Genomic DNA, 17,222 nt, shown 5'->3' on the forward strand with positions numbered 1-17,222 from the left:
TCATGTCGCAATAGGGTGGTCTGTCAACAACGAGAATCGAACATTCGTAGTTCCGCTGGTGGCGCAAGTTGCTAAGACGATCCATCAGAATGCATTAGGCCTGGGCTTTCCTGAAGATCACGACGTCGTTTTCGGGAACGGTTAATGTGGCTCGCCAATATTCCGCCAGCCATTGAAAAGTCTCAATCGAATAGAAGCAGACGTGTGTGGGATCGTTTTTGTAATGCCAGTTCGAAAAGGCTTTCAGATCGGTTACCCGTTTCGTCATGATGCCCAGCAAACCATTGGGTCTGAGACAAGACCAGAGCTTGTCCAGCTCCCGGCGAGGATGATGCAGATGTTCTACGACTTCGGTGGTCGTTATAAAGTCGTACTGTTGTTGTAACGGACTGGTATCGGGCGCATAGAACGGATCATAAATTGCCATGGCATGCCCCGCCTCTTCAAACATGACCGAAAGTGTCGGCCCCGGTCCTGATCCAAAATCGAGTCCGCGGCTGTTGGGAGATAAACTTTGTGACAACGGATCGAACAGGCGTCCCAGAAAACGACGATAGCCCGGATCGTCTGCCGAATTTTCGTGATGATCGTATTGCGATTTTTCCTCTTCCGGAGACAAAAACTGATCTGGCAGCACAAATACCAGCTGACAAGTCGGACAACGAAAATATGCGCGACGGTCTTGATAAAACGCATTCCCGTCCACAGTCTGACATAAGGGACAGTTTCGAGCATCGAGTCCTTGATTCACGGGAGTTCTCTTGTCAGGTGGTGAATGATCGTTTGCAATACTGCACTATTCTATCGGCTGGTTGGAATGAGGCGTAGTGGATCTTCCCTTTAATCTTCCGTGTTCCAGTCAAGTTTCAGCAAGCGGAATACGAAATAGGAGAGAAACCAGCAACAGCCTGTCAGATCGTTGGATCAGGTATTGGGATCCACTTTGGCTGATGGCGTGTGTGTTGCCAGCCGTAATTCGCGGAGCATGGCGCGTTTCTTGGTCTGGTGAGACTGCATCCGCCGCAAGATATCGTCCAGGGTCTGCACGGCGTGGAGCACGTGCGGACCTTTGTTGAGCATGACACACTCGGCCCGGTGTCCCATCGCCGCATCCGTGATTTCGGCACGGGATGGCATTCCTTCCTTGGCCAGTGTCTCCAGGACTTGCGTGGCCCAAATAACGGGGACGTGGGCGGCTTCACAAATCCAGAGGATCTCTTCCTGAACTTCCGCCAGACGTTCAAAGCCGCTTTCGACGGCCAGATCGCCGCGGGCAATCATCACGCCGCAGCAGGGGGATCGCATGGCGGTGAGTAACATATCCGGCAGATTCTCGAAGCCGCGTCGCGTCTCAATTTTTAAGACGATTGCGGGTTCGTGACCCCCCAGGCGCTTCAGATGCTGCTGAAGCATTTCGACATCTTCCGCACGATTGGCGAACGACATCTCGACGACGTCGGCGTGCTGCGCGACAAAGATCAGGTCTTCGAGGTCTTTGTCGGTCAACGCATTCAAACTCAGATTACTCTCGGGTAGATTGATGCCTTTGTCAGATCGTAACTTTGCGCCACTTAATCGCGTCTGTGTGATCCGAACGAGAATGCGCGTACTTTCTACCTTTTCAATGACGCCGCCGATCTTTCCATCATCGAACCAGATCGACTGCCCTGCGCGAACATCGTTAAACACGTCGGGAATCGTGCAGCCAATCTGTGAGGGAGTGAGTACCTGTCCCGCACTGTCGTGGGTGGCAGGGCGACCCAATTCCAGGTTCCGGGTTACAATGAGCTGATCGCCCTGATACAACGTGAGATAGTTTTCAGTCGCCGGTATTTCATCGACCGCAGCCTCGCGGTGCTTCGTCTTCGCGACACCGTGTTCGTGTTTCAGGACGGTGCCGGAAATGACGTATGTGGTTTGGTTCGCCTCTGCCCAGCAGCCCTCGTCAGTGAGATCAACAATGGTCAAGGTGCGACTGGATCCGCGTGCATCGGTGAGTTGGATTTCTTCGCCTTGCTGAAGCCGGGACAGCCAGGACTCGGAAACAGGCAGGCAGGCATTAGAGGGTGAAGGCGATGGTTGGGGCTTTGTAGCGGCAAATAACCAGACGCGTGCGGGTGCAGTCACCCGTCCATAGACATCGCGGTGCGGGCGAATCTTAATTACCGCTGGTCCCGGCTCCAGAGGTCCGGTGCGCAGCTTGGGTCCCCCGAGATCCATAATGACCCGACACGTTTTTCCCAGTGACCGCTCCGCCCGCCTTAAATTTTCAATCATGCGCGTCCAGGTTGCCGCATCGTCATGGGCGCAATTGATCCGCATACATTCCATGCCTTGTTGCAGCAGGTCGTGCACGAGTCGGTAATCATCGGCCGCCTCACTCGGCATGGTGACCATAATTCGTACCCAGCGTCCGGGAGACGCGGGCCCGAGTAATGTTTCGGTGTGTTCAACCAGCAGGCGTTCCCCGGTCGCAAAATCAATTGACCCGGATTCCGATAAGGCTGGTTCTGCAGAGTGCCCCGCCAGGCGGTGCAACACATCCAAGACCGCATCGACGGTCGCCATGACGTGCGACTCTGCGCGCCCGAGCGAGGACAAGCCGAGCGCAGCCAGCCGCAGTTGTAATGGTCGCAGGTCGTGATGTCGCAGAGCGAGGTAATGCAGGAGATTACGGGCACTCTCCTGATTGCAGGGGTGAATCTGATCCAGCAGGGACCGGGACCGATCTGCTTCGATGACCATCTCCGCACGGAGGGTGGCGAGTTCCCGGAGGACTAGCTCATAATCCTCGCAGGTGGGGCTTGAATTGGTGACGCTGTGTTCCACAGTAAACAGGCTTCCTCTCCGGAGGCCGAACTTTTGATAATACGGAATTGTGCCACACGTGAAATCACGATGGTTTCATATGCTGCGAGATACAAAAAATCGTATCAGACTGAAGTTTTCTGTCAACGGCGAGACGCGAACCAGTGTTGTTCTTAACGAGCATTTCATCAAGATTCATTTTAATTTTGTCTTGAACACCAGCTGATAGGGGACGGCGGGATTATTCTCGGTATCACGAAAACTGTTATAGCGGCCGCGATTGAACCACAACACGTAGGTTTTACCCGGCTCAAGATCAACGGGAATCACACAGGTGCGTTTATCTTTCAGATAGTGAATCCCTTTTCTTGTTTTGGGAAACATTTCTTTCGAGATCTGGACGACAGCCCACATGCGTTCTGTGAGCATGTCTTTGCTGAAAGTGACCGAAATTTCCTTGAGCGCGGGATCGACGTCAGTGCTGCCGGCCTGTGGAAACGTCTTAATCACCGAAGGCGGCAGCGTTTCCCAAGTGATCTCCCGTTTTGCATTTCTGGTGGCGTAGGTACTGCTGGCCGAAGCCTTCGTGGCCCATTGTTTGCTGTCGTCGCTGCCAACCAGCTGGACAGCGTCGATTTCGTTCCAGCCTTTAACGCGTGTGGTGTCGAGATAGACTTTGATCGATTGTGAGACCAGTTTGGAATCTGACTGCACTTCAAAAATATTCGGCGCTTTCTTAAGAGGCTCTTTCCCCTCCCAAACCAGAACTTCCGTTCCCTCTTTGTCGAACCCCGTGACTTTACTGATCGCGCCGGGGTTAAAGTTTTCATAAATGCGAACCGCGTGCACTTCAACGGGTGTCTTGTACTCCAGCTTGATCCATTCCGCGCCCTTGTCCTGAGCCAGCGAAGCCCAGGCGGTCTTCTGATCTCCGACTTTCGGTGAATTGGGCGCGCCCGTGGCTTGATCGGGCGACCAGGGAATATTTTCGGCGGCAGCGGAATAGACGGGGGAAGCCAGGATCAGAAAACTCAGGATCAGCAAGTGGGTTTTATGGATTCTTAACATGAGGAGGCATCCTTTTAACTTGTTGAACGAACGCTTGAAGTCTGTCTCGATCTGTTTTACACGATGCTCTGAAACGTATGTTTACTGTACTATGTCTGACAAGTATTACAACTATTTATTGAGCAAAAATGATGACAGGCCTTCACAGGTACAATTGCAGCGCCAATAAATCAAACTTTGAACAACTCCAGCGCGCTCTTGATTCAGGCGTCTCTGGTAAATGTGATCCCGGCTTGATGCAGTGATGCGTCAATCTGGGGAAGTACAACCGGATCGTGTTTCAAGCCGAGTAAACCAACGGAGAGTGTGACGCGATCGTTTGCGGGAGTCATTGTAAGCAGGTAAGTCGTCAATTCGTCTTTAAACTCAAGTGCGCCGGCAGTCAGGTTGTCAATTGATGCCGGGAGAAAGGTCACCGCAGAGTTGCCGAATCGAAGATGGCCAGAGCCGTCCGGTGTGAATAACTGCGACGTGAGAGTGGAAAGAGTGCTGGCGGGGAAATGATACTGGATCATTTCGTTCGTGTGCGCTTCAAACCAAAGTTCGCTGCCTGCTGGTAAATCTGCTTTCGTGAGATCTTCCCCCAGCAGGAGCGGCATGCAGGCCCGTTCTGGTGCTGCCCCCAAGATCATTTCGATACTACGCACATGAGTGTTGAGGACCGTTCCATCAGGCTGTTTCAGCTCCAATGGATTTCCGACTGTGACACGAATCATCGAACCGCTTCGAACCCCAGGGCAGATACTACAACCTCGGCCCACAATTTCAAACACATCTTCAATACGTGACAGGAGCGTATGCAATTGAGGGGTCTTATTAACTAGATTCCCAAAATATTCACGGATGATAAGGCGGGAAGTTCATAGTAGCAGTGTTTTATTCGTAATCACTTCATACTAATGAAATGTCTTTTTCGAAGCAGGAATGCTTATCTGGCAATTCCAAGTTTCAGTTCAATCATGGTTTGCTGTTTTTTTGTGAATGGGGGAGGTGACACCGGAATCGGCGGGATACCTCCCCAGGTGGAGACTCCCTGGTCCTTGTCCGGTATCCGCTCAAAAAAAGTGGAAGGAACGCCCGCCCATTCGCCTGTCATACTCACAACGTTGCCGCCAGTCGCTAATTTGCCTTTAGGCAAAAACCAGGAGCCCTGCATGAGAACAGCAGCTGGATAGGGAACTGTTCCACCTGAAGGCATAGGACGTAGTGCGCCCCACTCTTGATCCCAGCGTCCGTGAAAGATCCAAAGTCGCTGATAGCGGTCGACGGAGACGAACCAGTCCCGTTCCGCTTCAAAAGAGATAGGCTGGTCTGCAGCTAACCTTGAGTAAATCGGGATTGAGAAAAGCGAGAATTCCACAAACCGCCGATGGAAGATGATTTGCACGTTATTGGCCGCTGTTTTTTTGATTTCGACTCGTTGGCCCCCCGTAGGAAATCGATAAACGCCATACTGGTCGATCACCTGCCCTGCCTTGAGCTTTGGTGGAAGACTCAAGAGGACAACAACGAATAACGCCAGCAGCAGGAAGCCCGCTCCTAAGAGTAAGCGAACACGAAAACTGAGGAGCGGCCGTTGTTGAACGATCAGAGTTTGGTCTTCGGCTATCACGTTACCACCTTGAATCAGCCAGCAGCATTGAATGAACTTGAGATGAATTCAACATCATTCTGCATTATCTTCCAATACCACTTTCACTTTGACTGGCGGCGTTGTCACGTTAAATTTCTTTGGTTTGCCTTTGGGTTTTGTGTTGTCAGGAAGCGGAAAAGGAGGCAGACCCGTGTAAACCGTGTATGTAGCGGTAATCGTGTATTCTCCCGGCTCGCACCAGAAAAACCAGGGAGTGCCGCCGTTCGGGTTGAGTGAGTTGATTGAGAGACGATACGTCTTACCCGGTTGAATCGTCGGCTGAATGCTGCTGCTTGAAGACTCTCCTGAAGCGGTTCGCAGATTTTCAGGCTGCACGACCCCCTGCCCCTTCACGGTTAAGTCTGGATAAATAAGGGCCCCGCGCGGAAAGATCATCACGTCCTCTTTGCTGATGTTCTTCAGCTCCAGAACCAGATCCACTTTCGGTGCCGCTGGCAGTTTGTCGTCGTCGGTTTCGGCTTCGATCCGTTTGCGAAATGCTTTTCCGTAGCGCGACTTCGGCAGAACATATTTCGCTTGCTTCACAATCAGCCGGGATTCCACCGGTGAAACCGGGGGGCTCTCTTTCTTAGCGGAATTTTCTGCCAGAAGAGGCGCGACAGACGACGAAAAGCAGAGAACAAAAAACAAAGCGAGGAAGCGGTTTAAATTCACGATCATGTTCCTTGTTTCACAGAGCACAGAAAGCGGAAATGAGTCTGAAATGAAAGGTCAGTCCACCCTCATTCCATTCACGCTATCTGATCGTGTATCAGGCGTCAAGAAATATTTATTCACAAACATAGGGATGGAAGTTCCCCTTAGACTGAATGATGATTTATTTTAATTCTTGAACATACCTCGGAACCGGGCTACGATAGAGTATTGATTCTAAGCCAATTCTCTCGATTTCAATGATTTTCAAGAGTTCGTAACATGAGTATCCGACCCCCGGTGGTAGAAGTGATTGATCAGGCACTGGTAGATGTTCTGCGGAAACAGACACCTCAGGAACGCCTTCAAATCGCGGCCGACATGTGGGAGACGGCCCGAGTGATGCTCCGGGGGGCGATTGCACAAGAACACCCGGAATGGAATGAGGAAACACTCAATCACGAAGTGGCGCGGCGGATCTGCCATCGAGAAGTCAGGCACGGCTATGAGTGATCTGAAGCCGTATGAACTGATGCAGGCAGTGGTTGATTTTCTGGAAAGAGAGTCTGTCTCTTATCGCATCGTGGGTTCTATGGCGAGCATGATCTATGGCGAACCTCGATTTACCAACGACGTCGATATTCTGGTTGATCTGCCGCTAGTCAAGATCAATGCACTTTGTCAGGAATTTCCACCACCTGATTTCTATATCTCTGCTGATGCAGCCCGAGAAGCGGTGTCAGCTCGAAAACAGTTTAATATCCTGCATCTGCCTTCCGGTTTCAAAGCGGATTTGATTTTAACGATCGATACAGAATTCAGTCGATTAGACATCAGCCAGGGAAGACGAGTCAAAAGCGAGGGATTCTATGACGCGATGTTTGCTTCTCCGGAAAATGTGATTCTGAAGAAGTTATTATTTTACCAGAATGGTGGTTCAGATAAACACTTGCGGGATTGCGCCAGTATTCTTTTGGTACAAGAAAAGAATATTGACCAGTCTTATCTTGATAAGTGGGCTAAAAAACTCGGGGTTTCAGACGAATTCAAGCTTGTAAGCGATCGTTTGAATAAAGAGCGTGATTAACGGCGCACAAAAAAACGCTCGCTGTCATTTCTGACAACGAGCGTGATAAGCGAGGCCGACGGGACTTGAACCCGCAACCCCCGGATCGACAGTCCGGTACTCTAACCAATTGAGCTACGGCCCCTTACAGGTGGTCGGAAATGATAGGCAAAGATTTTCATGAATGCCACTCATGCGACACAAAATTCGTGAGAATGTTCGAAAATACTCTCACTGAACCTCTTGGGATGCCTCCCTTGAGTAATAACCCCAATATAACGCGACCTGCGACAGTCGGCAAGTCATATGAGAATCGTATCTTAGGAATCGGAATTCTCGCCGGAACTCATTAAATATAACCGCCGGTTTCAGTTAAAAATACGAAACTTGGCAGCCGTCCCGGGTTAGGCTGTAATCGTTGTGCGGTAAAAATCATTTGCAGCAGCTACGCCGGCACCGGGGGTCAGTTGATGGCCGGCATGCAACAGACACTGATCGAGAGCCGCCAGAAACAGCAGCACATGCGAACTATGGCTGCTTTCCCCCATCAGGCCAATTCGCCAGGTCTTGCCTTTCATGGGGCCGAGTCCCCCGCCAATTTCGATGCCAAACCAGTTCAACAGCTGGCTGCGAATGGTGGCATCATCAATCCCGTCGGGAATCTTGACGGCGTTGAGCATCGGAAGCTGATGGTCGTCTGCGACTGCAAACTGAATGCCCATCGCCTGCAGGCCTGCTTTCAGAGCACAATGGTTGGAGTAATGACGAGAAAATCGGTTTTCCAGGCCTTCGTCGAGCACCAGTCGCAGTGCCTGATGCAGGCCGTAGTTCATGTTAATTGGTGCAGTATGATGATAGGCCCGCGAGCCACCCCAGTAGGAACGGACCATTGACATATCCAGGTACCAGCTCGAAACCTTTGTCTTGCGGGCATCCATGGCTGCGACCGCGCGGGAACTGAAAGTGACGGGGGCCAGACCAGGAGGACAGCTGAGGCACTTCTGCGTGCCACTGTAAGCGGCGTCGATATTCCATTCATCAATTTTGACGGGCATTCCGCCGAGTGAGGTCACGCAATCGACGAGGAATAACGCGTCCGCTTCGTGGACGACTTCGGAAATTTCTTTCAGTGATTGGGCGGCTCCCGTTGAGGTCTCTGCATGCACGATGCCGACCACTTTCGGTTTTTCCTTTTTGACGATTTCCGCCACTTCTTCAGCAGAAAAGACTTCGCCGAAAGGGCGTTCAATCTGAACCACTTCTGCGCCAATCCGACTTGCGACATCCGCCATCCGAGCACCAAACACGCCGTTTGTACAAACAACAATTTTGTCACCCGGTTCGAGCAGGTTGACCACGCAGGCTTCCATTCCCGCACTGCCGGTACCACTGACGGCCAGCGTGAGTTCGTTTGTGGTATGGAAGATCGTTCTGAGCATATCCTGAACTTCGTCCATAATTTGCAGGAAATAAGGATCGAGGTGGCCTACCGTGGGTGAGGCCATCGCTGAAAGAACGCTGGGAGAGACATCGCTGGGACCAGGGCCCATCAGAGTGCGACGTGGAGGTTGAATCGGGCTGTGAAGATGGTGTTCTGTGATCATGGCTTTTGCTCTTTATGATTTGAAAGTGCTTAGAAGGGATTTGATTTCTTGCAAACGATATTTCAAGTCGGTGTTTATTTTTCGGCGTTTATTTTCCAGTCACCAGGCGACTGATCTGTTTAAATTCCTCGGTTCCAGCGACTTCACACCATTCGAATAAAATGGCTTCGGTAGTCGTGATGCTGGCTCCCGAATTTTCCATGCGTTTGATGGCGAAGTTCCAATCCAGTTGATTTCGGCTGGCAATCGCGTCTATGGGAATGATAACGCGATAACCGGCGGCTAACAAATCCAGAGCGGTTTGTTGTACACAGATATGCGCTTCAATTCCCGTCAGCACAATTTTCGTGCGGCTGTCGACAGTGTTGGATACGCTGCCCCAGCCCAAACATTCCGCCGCGCTAAATCGCAGCTTTTCACCAGGGGGCGGCAGCAGGGGGACCAGTTCAGGAATCGTGGGTCCCAGTCCTTTGGGGTATTGTTCTGTGCAACTCAGTGGAATTTGAAACAGGGTGGCTGCCTGGACTAGTTGTTGAATGCGGTGGACCAGTTTTTTAGCAACTGGAATCACGGGGACCAGCTTTTCCTGCACATCTATGACGACAAGCTGGCATTCCTGATGTGAGAGCAGATCGATACTGCGAGGAAACGAAGGAACAGACTCTGACATGTGTTGACCTGACTGGCAAAACAGAAAAGAGCGAGACCACAAGGTATTGAAGCAGGCACGAGGATCGCTCCAGACATCCATGTGCAGCCAACAGCAAACATCAGATGGAACAGCGACTCCACTTTCGGATTCCATCCCGCGTTGATAAAATATTGTTCAGAAGAGTACCCTAACAAATTCGGAACCAGTAGTGAAGCACATGAAACATCACAAAACGATTGCCGCGTCTCTCGGGCCGCTCATCCTGTCAGGAATGTTCCTGTCTTTTCTCGAAACCGGAATGTTGTCTGCAGACGAGAAGCAGGTGAAAGCCGCTGATGCCGCTCCCGATGCACAACAGATGGCGATACTGAAACAGTTTGTGAAAGAACTGGTGGCGATTACGCCCGGCAAAGGCAAATTTCCAAAATCGTTTCAAATGGGTTCGACGAAAGGTCAGCCTGCTGAAATGCCTGTTCATACGGTGACATTCTCCGATGATTTCTGGATTGGCAAGTATGAAGTGCCGCAGAATTTGTATCAGGCCGTCATGGGAAATAATCCGAGCCGCTGGGGAGGCCCGAGAAATTCAGCAGAAATGTTTGACTGGCGAACCGCTAATCGGTTTTGTCAGAAATTGACTGATTTGTTACGGAAAGAAGCACTCATCGCCGCCGATGAAGAAATCCGACTACCGACCGAAGCCGAGTGGGAATACTGCTGCCGTGCAGGAACGACGACCGAATATTGTTTCGGCGATGCAGCACAAAAACCGAAAGATGCAGGTAAATTGGCCCGAAATCTGGACGAATACGCCTGGCATACTGGAAATGCAGCCGGAAATGATCCTCCTGTCGGGGCACTTAAGCCAAATCCGTGGGGGTTGTACGACATGCACGGATACCTTTGGGAGTTCGTCGCAGATCCCTGGCATGAGACCTATAAAAATGCTCCCGTGGATGGTAGTGTATGGGGCTCAGGGGCTCCCAATTCGCCTCGCGTGATGCGGGGAGGGGCCTGGACCGACCGGTATGACCGTCTCCGATCGGCGTTTCGTGCGAAGGTGGAACCAACTAGTTCCAGTCCTGCATTGGGGTTACGTTGTGTAAAAGCAAAAGTGAAAAAATCGGAAAACTAGGCTCTGCGAATTGCAGGGGCGCAGCAGCGGTGATACTCTTTTACATAGTCCAAGTGGCTTTCAACTTGAAATCTGAAGTTCCAGTAAAAAATGGGATCGGATGTGCGTTGGGCCAAGCAATCGGTTTCGAATCAATCCTGTTTTAAAGTATGTAATTAGGCGAGAAAGTTCATCTCCCATGAGTTCAGAACAACCATCAACTGAAGAAATCAAAACCAGTGAAGAAGCAGTGGAAGCAAATGCCCCAACGGGGCAGGATCTCTCTGCACCAAATCAGGCTGGTGAAGCAGCTGGTGTGACCGAGGAAGCTGCTGCCTCTGCTCCACAGGAAGAACCTCAGGCCGAAACGGTTGCTGAATCGGCACCAACAGCTGAAACAGGCAATGAAGAGAGCCCGCAAGCTGCAGCAACTTCTGAGCAGCAGGAGCACGCTAAAACCGAACGTAAGATTCAGCTGAAGCCCAAGGTTGATCCGGAACAGTTCAAAGCAAAGCCTTCTCCTGGTACCAGTGTGCCCCCTCAACTAAAAACAGCCGAAGGGGAAGAAGCCTCATCTGAAGAGGCTTCGCAGGAAGAGCTTGATGAAGCGGCCATGCTACAGATCGCAGAAGCAGCAGTCCCCATTGATATTCCACCTGAAGTCGATGATCTGGGCGAAGGATTGGAAGCAGAACTGTCAGCCGCTCTGAATGCACAGGGAGGCCAGGTACTTCCCAAGACATTAAGCGATGAAGAAGCGGCCGCAGAAGCAGCTGCCGCAGGCGCAGTGACAACACCTGCAGCAAGCCCTGCTGAAGAAGGTTTGGCTGAAGGCGATCGCCTCAAGGGAAAAGTTGAGTCAATCAACAATGACGACGTCTTTGTCGATTTGGGAAGCAAGGCTCTGGGAATCCCCGGGATCGTGCCCCTGCGACAGTTTGGGGATAAGCCCCCTGTAGTAGGACAGGAAGTCGATGTCAAAGTCACGAGTATTAAAGAAGCGGAAGGCTTGGTCCAGCTTTCCTTACCACGTGGGCATCACAAACCCGCAGGTGACTGGGATGCCGTCTCTGCCGGACAAGTCGTTGAATGCATGGTGAATAAATCAAACAAAGGGGGACTGGAAGTGAATGTCGGAAGCCTGAGAGGCTTCCTGCCCGCCAGTCAGGTTGATCTGTATTTCGTAGGAGACCTGGAACCGTTTGTCGGGCAGAAACTGACCGTGGAAATTACCGAGGTAAATCCCAAGAAACGAAACCTGGTTGTCAGTCGCCGGAAATATCTCGAAGCAGAACGCGAAGAAATTCAGAAAGAACTGTGGGAAAAACTGGCCATCGGTCAGGAACATACGGGAATCGTCAAAAACATCAAGGACTATGGGGCATTTGTAGATATCGGGGGAATTGACGGATTCCTGCATATTGGCGAGATCAGCTGGAACCGCATCAAACATCCCAAGGATGCTTTGAGTGAACAGCAGCAGGTCAATGTGAAAATTCTTAAGATCGATAAAGAGAAGAACCGGATCAGTCTGGGCATGAAGCAATTGCAACAAGACCCCTGGCAATTGGCTCAAGATCGTTATGCGACCGATTCCACCGTAACCGGAAAAGTCACTCGAACCACTGATTTTGGTGCCTTCATCGAACTGGAACCCGGGCTGGAAGGCCTGGTTCATATCAGTGAGCTGGACCACCGCCGTATCAATCGGGTAACGGAAGTTTTGACCGTAGGTCAGGAAACAACAGCGAAGGTCCTCGAGGTTGATCAGAACCGAAAGCGAATCAGTTTGTCACTCAAAGCATTGATTGACAAGCCAGAGTCAGCTGCAGGTCAGGTAGAAGATCAACCGGCTTACGAGCGGAAACGCAAAGGGCCACTACTTGGTGGCAATGCAGAAGATAAGTCCAGTGGTGGTGGTTTATTTGGAAATCCCAACGATTTCAAATAGTCGACTCACTAGACTAATAATAAAAAACGGCAGCTCATGTTTTGATGAGCTGCCGTTTTTTTGTAGTTATTGACTGAAAATGCCTGAAAGCGGTTTCACATTAGATGACAACCGATTCCAAAAGCATTCGCAACTTGCGCAACTCCAAGGCACGGTCGACGTCTTTCAGTAAAGCCGGAAGAACCTCGACCGAGAGGAACTGTTGATATTCCTGTCGTTCCAGCATACTGATCAGGCGGCTGTAATCGATCTCCCCCAGTCCCACCGGAACCTGAATTTGATCGCTGGTAGAGTCCCTGAGATGCACATGGCAAACATAGGGAAAGACCATGTCATAAGACGTAGTACTGTAAGGACCACAGGTATAATAGCTGGGATCAAGTGTCAGCCCCAACCCTTTCACAGACTGACAAAGTTCCGCCGCCGTTCGCGGGTCTTCCGTAAGCTGACCCGTCTTAGTTTTAATCGAAAGACAGATGCCGTTGCGGCTGGCAATTTCCAGTAAGGTCTTTAAACGATCAATTTCAGAATTAAATGGAGTCCCCAGTGGAGAAGCGGGAATCGTAATCTGGGCGATTCGCATCAGTTTCGCTGTTTTGCACAACGATTGAAACGAATCGGGGGTAATATCGTTTTCCAGACAAAAAGCAATCGGAGTCAGCCTAGTGACTTGCTTAAAACGCGAATAAAAGTCTTCTGGTGAATTGGCCACCTCAGATGGCTTCAGGTGATCACTCTCTTCATCCATCCAGATTTCGATTTTATCGAATTCCAGATCGGTAAGTCGCTCACAACTGACTTCAAACGATTCATCAGAAAAACAACGTGATGATGCAGCTACAAACACGCCGAACACTCCCTTGTTGGCAAAGATCAAATCAAAACGAGCACTTCGTCACTGACGGTGTCTTGCCTTAAAAACGCAAACCTTAAAATAACCCACTCTCACCATATTTACATAGAACAAGTCATAGAGTAGGGAACCATGACAATCTATCCCGGTTTTAACGATTCTGCAAGGTCGATCAGTTTTGATTATTACAACGGTTTTCCATTTCTTGGGGATTTTAACAATTGTTTGACTCTAGCTGGCCGATAAAAGAAATAAGTCTTCTGCTGATCAAGATGGGATCTCTCAAAATCCAATGTCAGCATTAATTGCATTATGTGTCAACGTTTTGAGCAGAATCTAAGATTCGTTCATATTCAGGAATTCAGGGGAAGGGAAGCCAATGAAACCTCAATTGTTATGTAAAATGGCCGCTTGTTTGATTCTGCCATTATGTGTGGGGTGCACGAATGGCCAAGTTATTCGAGGGCAATCGTCCGACGCCGAATTCATGAAGCAGCAGCAGGCTGAAATGGTCAAATACCAGCAGCGCATGCAGCAACAGCAAATGAGCCAACAAGCTCCCATTCAGCAAATGGGCCACAATCCCCAAGGAGGCAACTATTGTCCTCCTGGCAGTAACGCTGGTGGTAACTACTGTCCTCCGGGCTGGAATAATGGCCACAAAAACGTCTACAACCACAAACAACGCCCCAGGAACTACCAGACATACAAATATAACCCTCCAGCGGCTGTCTATCCTCAGCAAAATCAGCCACTGGCAACCGTTCAATATCCCTACTACACACATAAGGGACCAGATGACTTCTTCCTGAAATAAGAAGACGCCTTCCAGAACGATCTATTGATTCAGGAGCTGACCGTATATGAATACGGTCAGCTCTTTTTTTATTGGGAGAATAGGCAGGAAGACTTACTCTTTTTTGATAAAGAATCGAGTTGTATAATACGCGGTATCAATAGGAACTGTTTTCAGTCTTGAATGAGTCGAGTATCACCACCGATTATGAATTCCAATAATTCCAATAATTCCGAAATTGCCAATGCAATCAAAATCATAGAGTCTGTTGCGCCGGACGGATATGGCCGAATGCTGATTCCCAGTGAGACAGATTCAGAACTCTACCAACAAATTGAATTTGCGCTGCAATCTGATTCCAGAGCCGATTTTCTGCTCAATCAGCATGGCGTGAACAATCTTTTTAAATTTGTAGAACGGATGGCAACGCACTGTTTGCGCGAAACAGAGTTTCTTCCTTGCAGCCATGCAGCAGAGGCACTGGAACTACTGTTGTGGCAGCCCGAGTACGATGAGCATATGATTCTGGTCGCGCTGGCGTTGACTCACGATGCTTATGAGCGCCTGCCCGAACCGCAGCCCGAATTTGACGGAAAACGATTACCTCGATTCAGTAAAGCATGGGACCACTTTTTTTCAGACTTGGATCACCACAAATCGATCTCTTCCGTTCACTTTCGGATTGGAGAAGAAAGAGACGGCCCACGCTATATTTGTTACTGGTGAGCCCTCTTTCTGTCCCTATTCACGTTTATTTCGTGAGTGGAATTTCCAGTTGCGAAGGCACCGGCTTGACCGTTTTCTGATGCTTTTCAGCAGCAGCCTTTAATTCCTTGATCACATCGGGATGGTCCTTGGCTACGTCATATTTTTCCGAGGGATCATGTTCGAGATGATACAGCACAGGGGGATCATGTTCCTTGAACGGTTCTCTGCCGTAGGCGGGCTTGGTGATGAAATGCGCTTTCCAGGGACCTTTACGCAGCGCCATCAGTTTGGTCCCTCGATAATAGACCATTTCTTCTCGTGGCCCTTTGCCGGTTTCCGTTAAAACGGGCGTGAGATCCACACCATCAATCACTCGGTCCGTGGGAACTTTGCCACCGGCGAGTTTGATAGAAGTGGTAAAGATATCCAGCGTACTACCCAGTTCCTGTGACACAGTACCGGAGGGTATATGGCCAGGCCACCAGGCGAGTGTTGGTTCACGCATTCCACCTTCCCAGGTACTGCCTTTTCCCTCACGCAATAACCCGGCAGAACCTCCCTGCTGATTGAAAATCAGCCAGGGACCATTGTCACTGGAGAACCAGACGATCGTATTTTGATCCAGCCCCTGAGCTTTCAATTCCTGCAAAACTTGCCCGACACTCCAGTCAATCTCTTCAATCACGTCGCCGTATAAGCCACGCAGACTTTTGTTGGCGAACTCTTTTGAACGAAAGAGTGGAACGTGTGGCATACTATGAGCCAGATAGAGATAGAAGGGTTGCTTTTGATTCTGCTTGATGAATTTGACCGCTTCTTCGGTGTAACGTTTCGTAATGGTTGTCTGGTCTGCGGGACGTTCAATGACTTCTGTATCTCGCATCAAGGGGACATCCCAGTATTTGATCTTTGGGTCCAGAAAAATACCGCGGCCCCGTTTTTTTTCCGCCACGCGATCCATGTCGTTGGAATAAGGAATTCCATAATAGGAATCAAAGCCATTGCTGGTTGGTAGAAACTGGGGCAGATGGCCCAGATGCCACTTTCCGACACAGGCTGTTTTGTAGCCGACGTCCTTTAATGCTTCGGCCAGTGTGACCTCGCTGGCAGGAAGACCACCACCAGAGTTCGGGAACAGAACCCGACGTTTATCACTGCACATTCCGGAACGAATCGGATAGCGGCCCGTCAGCAAAGCAGCCCGACTAGGCGTACAAACGGGGGCTGCAGAATAGAATTGGGTAAATTTCATCCCTTCCGCCGCCATCTGATCCAGGTGAGGCGTTTTAATTGTGGGATGCCCAAAGCAGGCCAGATCTCCATATCCCAGATCGTCAGCATAAATCACGATCACGTTCGGCTTGGACTCTGCGTAAACCTCGGCGAGTGAGAAGCACAGTAAGGCCAGGGTGAATAGAGGCAATAGGACGTGTTGTGTTTTACTACGAAAGAGTGCGGTCCGTTTCATGTAAAGCTTTCTCACGAATGGGTTTTTGAATTAAGGAATCACTGGCTGTCCCACTGATTGTTCACGCTTTTACGCTGAAGTGCAACCTAAAAACAAGATTTTACTTATGTAAAACTTTGCCGGTTATGCCGATAACTCCTTCAGATACTAATACTTCACGTCCGAAATATTAGTAAGGGCAACCTTTGTGCTCAAAGAGGCAGGGCGTCATTTTTAAACGAATTATCAAAGTGTGAGGCGGATGCGTATGAAACAGGATAGCAAACCCAATTCAGAAGCTCGATCTGGTTCTACAGACTGGAACTCATTACATCACCATGAATGTGTGGAACAAATTGATTTATTAATCCGAACCGCTCATTTGGTCAGGGCGGCGTTGAATAATAGTTTCGCACATCTGGAAATCAATGAAGTGCGCTATTCCGCTTTAAAGGTGATTGATGATATTTGTGAGACCGGTTGTTCCCAATCAGAGTTAGCGCGCAGACTGGGACAGTCAGAATCGAATATCTGTACGTTGATCGAACGGATGGAAGGCGATCAGTTAGTCATTCGCAGGCAGTCACTAAAAGACCGACGCAAACGCGTACTGCAGATAACCGATCAAGGGGCGCGTATTCTGGAGCAGGTCAAAGCGTATCACGGGATCGTGTCGCACCGTCTGTTGGGTACATTGAATCCGGATCAACGACGCCAGCTGACCAGCATTCTGCAGGCATTACTGAAGTCGGCCACGATTCAACGTTCCCAACGTGAAACGGTCAAAACGTTTCAGGATGTCTCCAGTCCTTATCCCTTCCAGGGCGCACCGGCGGCTTAGTTCGTTCGTTTGTTTTTCAGCTTACCT

17 protein-coding genes and 1 tRNA gene are annotated in these 17,222 nt (G+C 50.0%); 7 read left to right on the forward strand and 11 right to left on the reverse strand.

What is annotated here, in order from left to right; all coding sequences use genetic code 11:
- Positions 1-94: 94 nt before the first annotated feature.
- From AAC022_RS13025 to AAC022_RS13050, 6 genes are all read right to left on the reverse strand, one after another.
- Entirely contained in the window at positions 95-751 is a 657-nt protein-coding gene (locus AAC022_RS13025) for a class I SAM-dependent methyltransferase (protein WP_339731540.1), read from the reverse strand.
- A 173-nt stretch (positions 752-924) separates the two neighbouring features.
- Positions 925-2,829: a pyruvate kinase gene (locus tag AAC022_RS13030; protein ID WP_339731542.1), complete on the reverse strand. Its 1,905-nt coding sequence runs from the start codon at positions 2,827-2,829 to the stop codon at positions 925-927.
- A gap of 174 nt (positions 2,830-3,003) precedes the next feature.
- A complete protein-coding gene (locus AAC022_RS13035; protein WP_339731544.1) occupies positions 3,004-3,876 on the reverse strand; it encodes an Ig-like domain-containing protein in 873 nt (290 codons plus the stop codon).
- 203 nt (positions 3,877-4,079) lie between these two features.
- Complete coding sequence (locus AAC022_RS13040) at positions 4,080-4,592, reverse strand: hypothetical protein (protein ID WP_339731545.1); 513 nt, start codon at positions 4,590-4,592, stop codon at positions 4,080-4,082.
- A gap of 212 nt (positions 4,593-4,804) precedes the next feature.
- Positions 4,805-5,488 carry a hypothetical protein gene (locus tag AAC022_RS13045; protein WP_339731546.1) on the reverse strand — a complete coding sequence of 228 codons (684 nt, stop codon included), beginning with the start codon at positions 5,486-5,488 and terminating at the stop codon, positions 4,805-4,807.
- Positions 5,489-5,542: 54 nt separating this feature from the next.
- Entirely contained in the window at positions 5,543-6,184 is a 642-nt protein-coding gene (locus tag AAC022_RS13050; protein WP_339731548.1) for a hypothetical protein, read from the reverse strand.
- Between the two features lie 261 nt (positions 6,185-6,445).
- Here AAC022_RS13050 and AAC022_RS13055 point away from each other — a divergent pair, with 261 nt between their 5' ends.
- Positions 6,446-6,676, forward strand: coding sequence for a hypothetical protein (locus AAC022_RS13055; RefSeq protein WP_339731550.1), 231 nt, complete (start codon positions 6,446-6,448; stop codon positions 6,674-6,676).
- Positions 6,669-7,250: a hypothetical protein gene (locus AAC022_RS13060; protein WP_339731551.1), complete on the forward strand. Its 582-nt coding sequence runs from the start codon at positions 6,669-6,671 to the stop codon at positions 7,248-7,250. The genes AAC022_RS13055 and AAC022_RS13060 overlap by 8 nt, the downstream gene beginning before the upstream one ends.
- 50 nt (positions 7,251-7,300) lie before the next feature.
- Here the strand turns inward: AAC022_RS13060 and AAC022_RS13065 are convergent.
- The 3 genes from AAC022_RS13065 to AAC022_RS13075 all read right to left on the reverse strand — a co-directional run bounded on the left by AAC022_RS13065 (position 7,301) and on the right by AAC022_RS13075 (position 9,503).
- Positions 7,301-7,374 (reverse strand) — tRNA-Asp (locus AAC022_RS13065).
- 259 nt (positions 7,375-7,633) lie between these two features.
- Entirely contained in the window at positions 7,634-8,833 is a 1,200-nt protein-coding gene (locus AAC022_RS13070; RefSeq protein WP_339731553.1) for an alanine--glyoxylate aminotransferase family protein, read from the reverse strand.
- Positions 8,834-8,921: 88 nt separating this feature from the next.
- Positions 8,922-9,503, reverse strand: a complete 582-nt coding sequence (locus AAC022_RS13075) for an isochorismatase family protein (protein ID WP_339731555.1) — start codon at positions 9,501-9,503, stop codon at positions 8,922-8,924.
- Between the two features lie 199 nt (positions 9,504-9,702).
- Here AAC022_RS13075 and AAC022_RS13080 point away from each other — a divergent pair, with 199 nt between their 5' ends.
- Entirely contained in the window at positions 9,703-10,620 is a 918-nt protein-coding gene (locus tag AAC022_RS13080) for a formylglycine-generating enzyme family protein (protein WP_339731557.1), read from the forward strand.
- A gap of 178 nt (positions 10,621-10,798) precedes the next feature.
- Positions 10,799-12,550 carry a S1 RNA-binding domain-containing protein gene (locus AAC022_RS13085; protein WP_339731559.1) on the forward strand — a complete coding sequence of 584 codons (1,752 nt, stop codon included), beginning with the start codon at positions 10,799-10,801 and terminating at the stop codon, positions 12,548-12,550.
- A 100-nt stretch (positions 12,551-12,650) separates the two neighbouring features.
- On the opposite strand, the gene AAC022_RS13090 is transcribed toward AAC022_RS13085, so the two are convergent.
- Complete coding sequence (locus AAC022_RS13090; protein ID WP_339731561.1) at positions 12,651-13,397, reverse strand: sugar phosphate isomerase/epimerase; 747 nt, start codon at positions 13,395-13,397, stop codon at positions 12,651-12,653.
- A gap of 385 nt (positions 13,398-13,782) precedes the next feature.
- Between AAC022_RS13090 and AAC022_RS13095 the strand changes: the two genes are divergently transcribed.
- Together AAC022_RS13095 and AAC022_RS13100 are read left to right on the forward strand one after the other, a co-directional pair.
- Entirely contained in the window at positions 13,783-14,220 is a 438-nt protein-coding gene (locus tag AAC022_RS13095; protein WP_339731563.1) for a hypothetical protein, read from the forward strand.
- Between the two features lie 186 nt (positions 14,221-14,406).
- Positions 14,407-14,925, forward strand: coding sequence for a hypothetical protein (locus AAC022_RS13100; RefSeq protein ID WP_339731564.1), 519 nt, complete (start codon positions 14,407-14,409; stop codon positions 14,923-14,925).
- Between the two features lie 25 nt (positions 14,926-14,950).
- On the opposite strand, the gene AAC022_RS13105 is transcribed toward AAC022_RS13100, so the two are convergent.
- On the reverse strand, positions 14,951-16,375 hold the full coding sequence (locus AAC022_RS13105) for a sulfatase (RefSeq protein ID WP_339731566.1): 1,425 nt from the start codon (positions 16,373-16,375) through the stop codon (positions 14,951-14,953).
- A 247-nt stretch (positions 16,376-16,622) separates the two neighbouring features.
- Between AAC022_RS13105 and AAC022_RS13110 the strand changes: the two genes are divergently transcribed.
- On the forward strand, positions 16,623-17,195 hold the full coding sequence (locus AAC022_RS13110; protein WP_339731567.1) for a MarR family transcriptional regulator: 573 nt from the start codon (positions 16,623-16,625) through the stop codon (positions 17,193-17,195).
- Positions 17,196-17,222 lie beyond the last annotated feature (27 nt).

The organism is uncultured Gimesia sp., from assembly GCF_963976445.1.
Taxonomy (GTDB): Bacteria; Planctomycetota; Planctomycetia; order Planctomycetales; family Planctomycetaceae; genus Gimesia.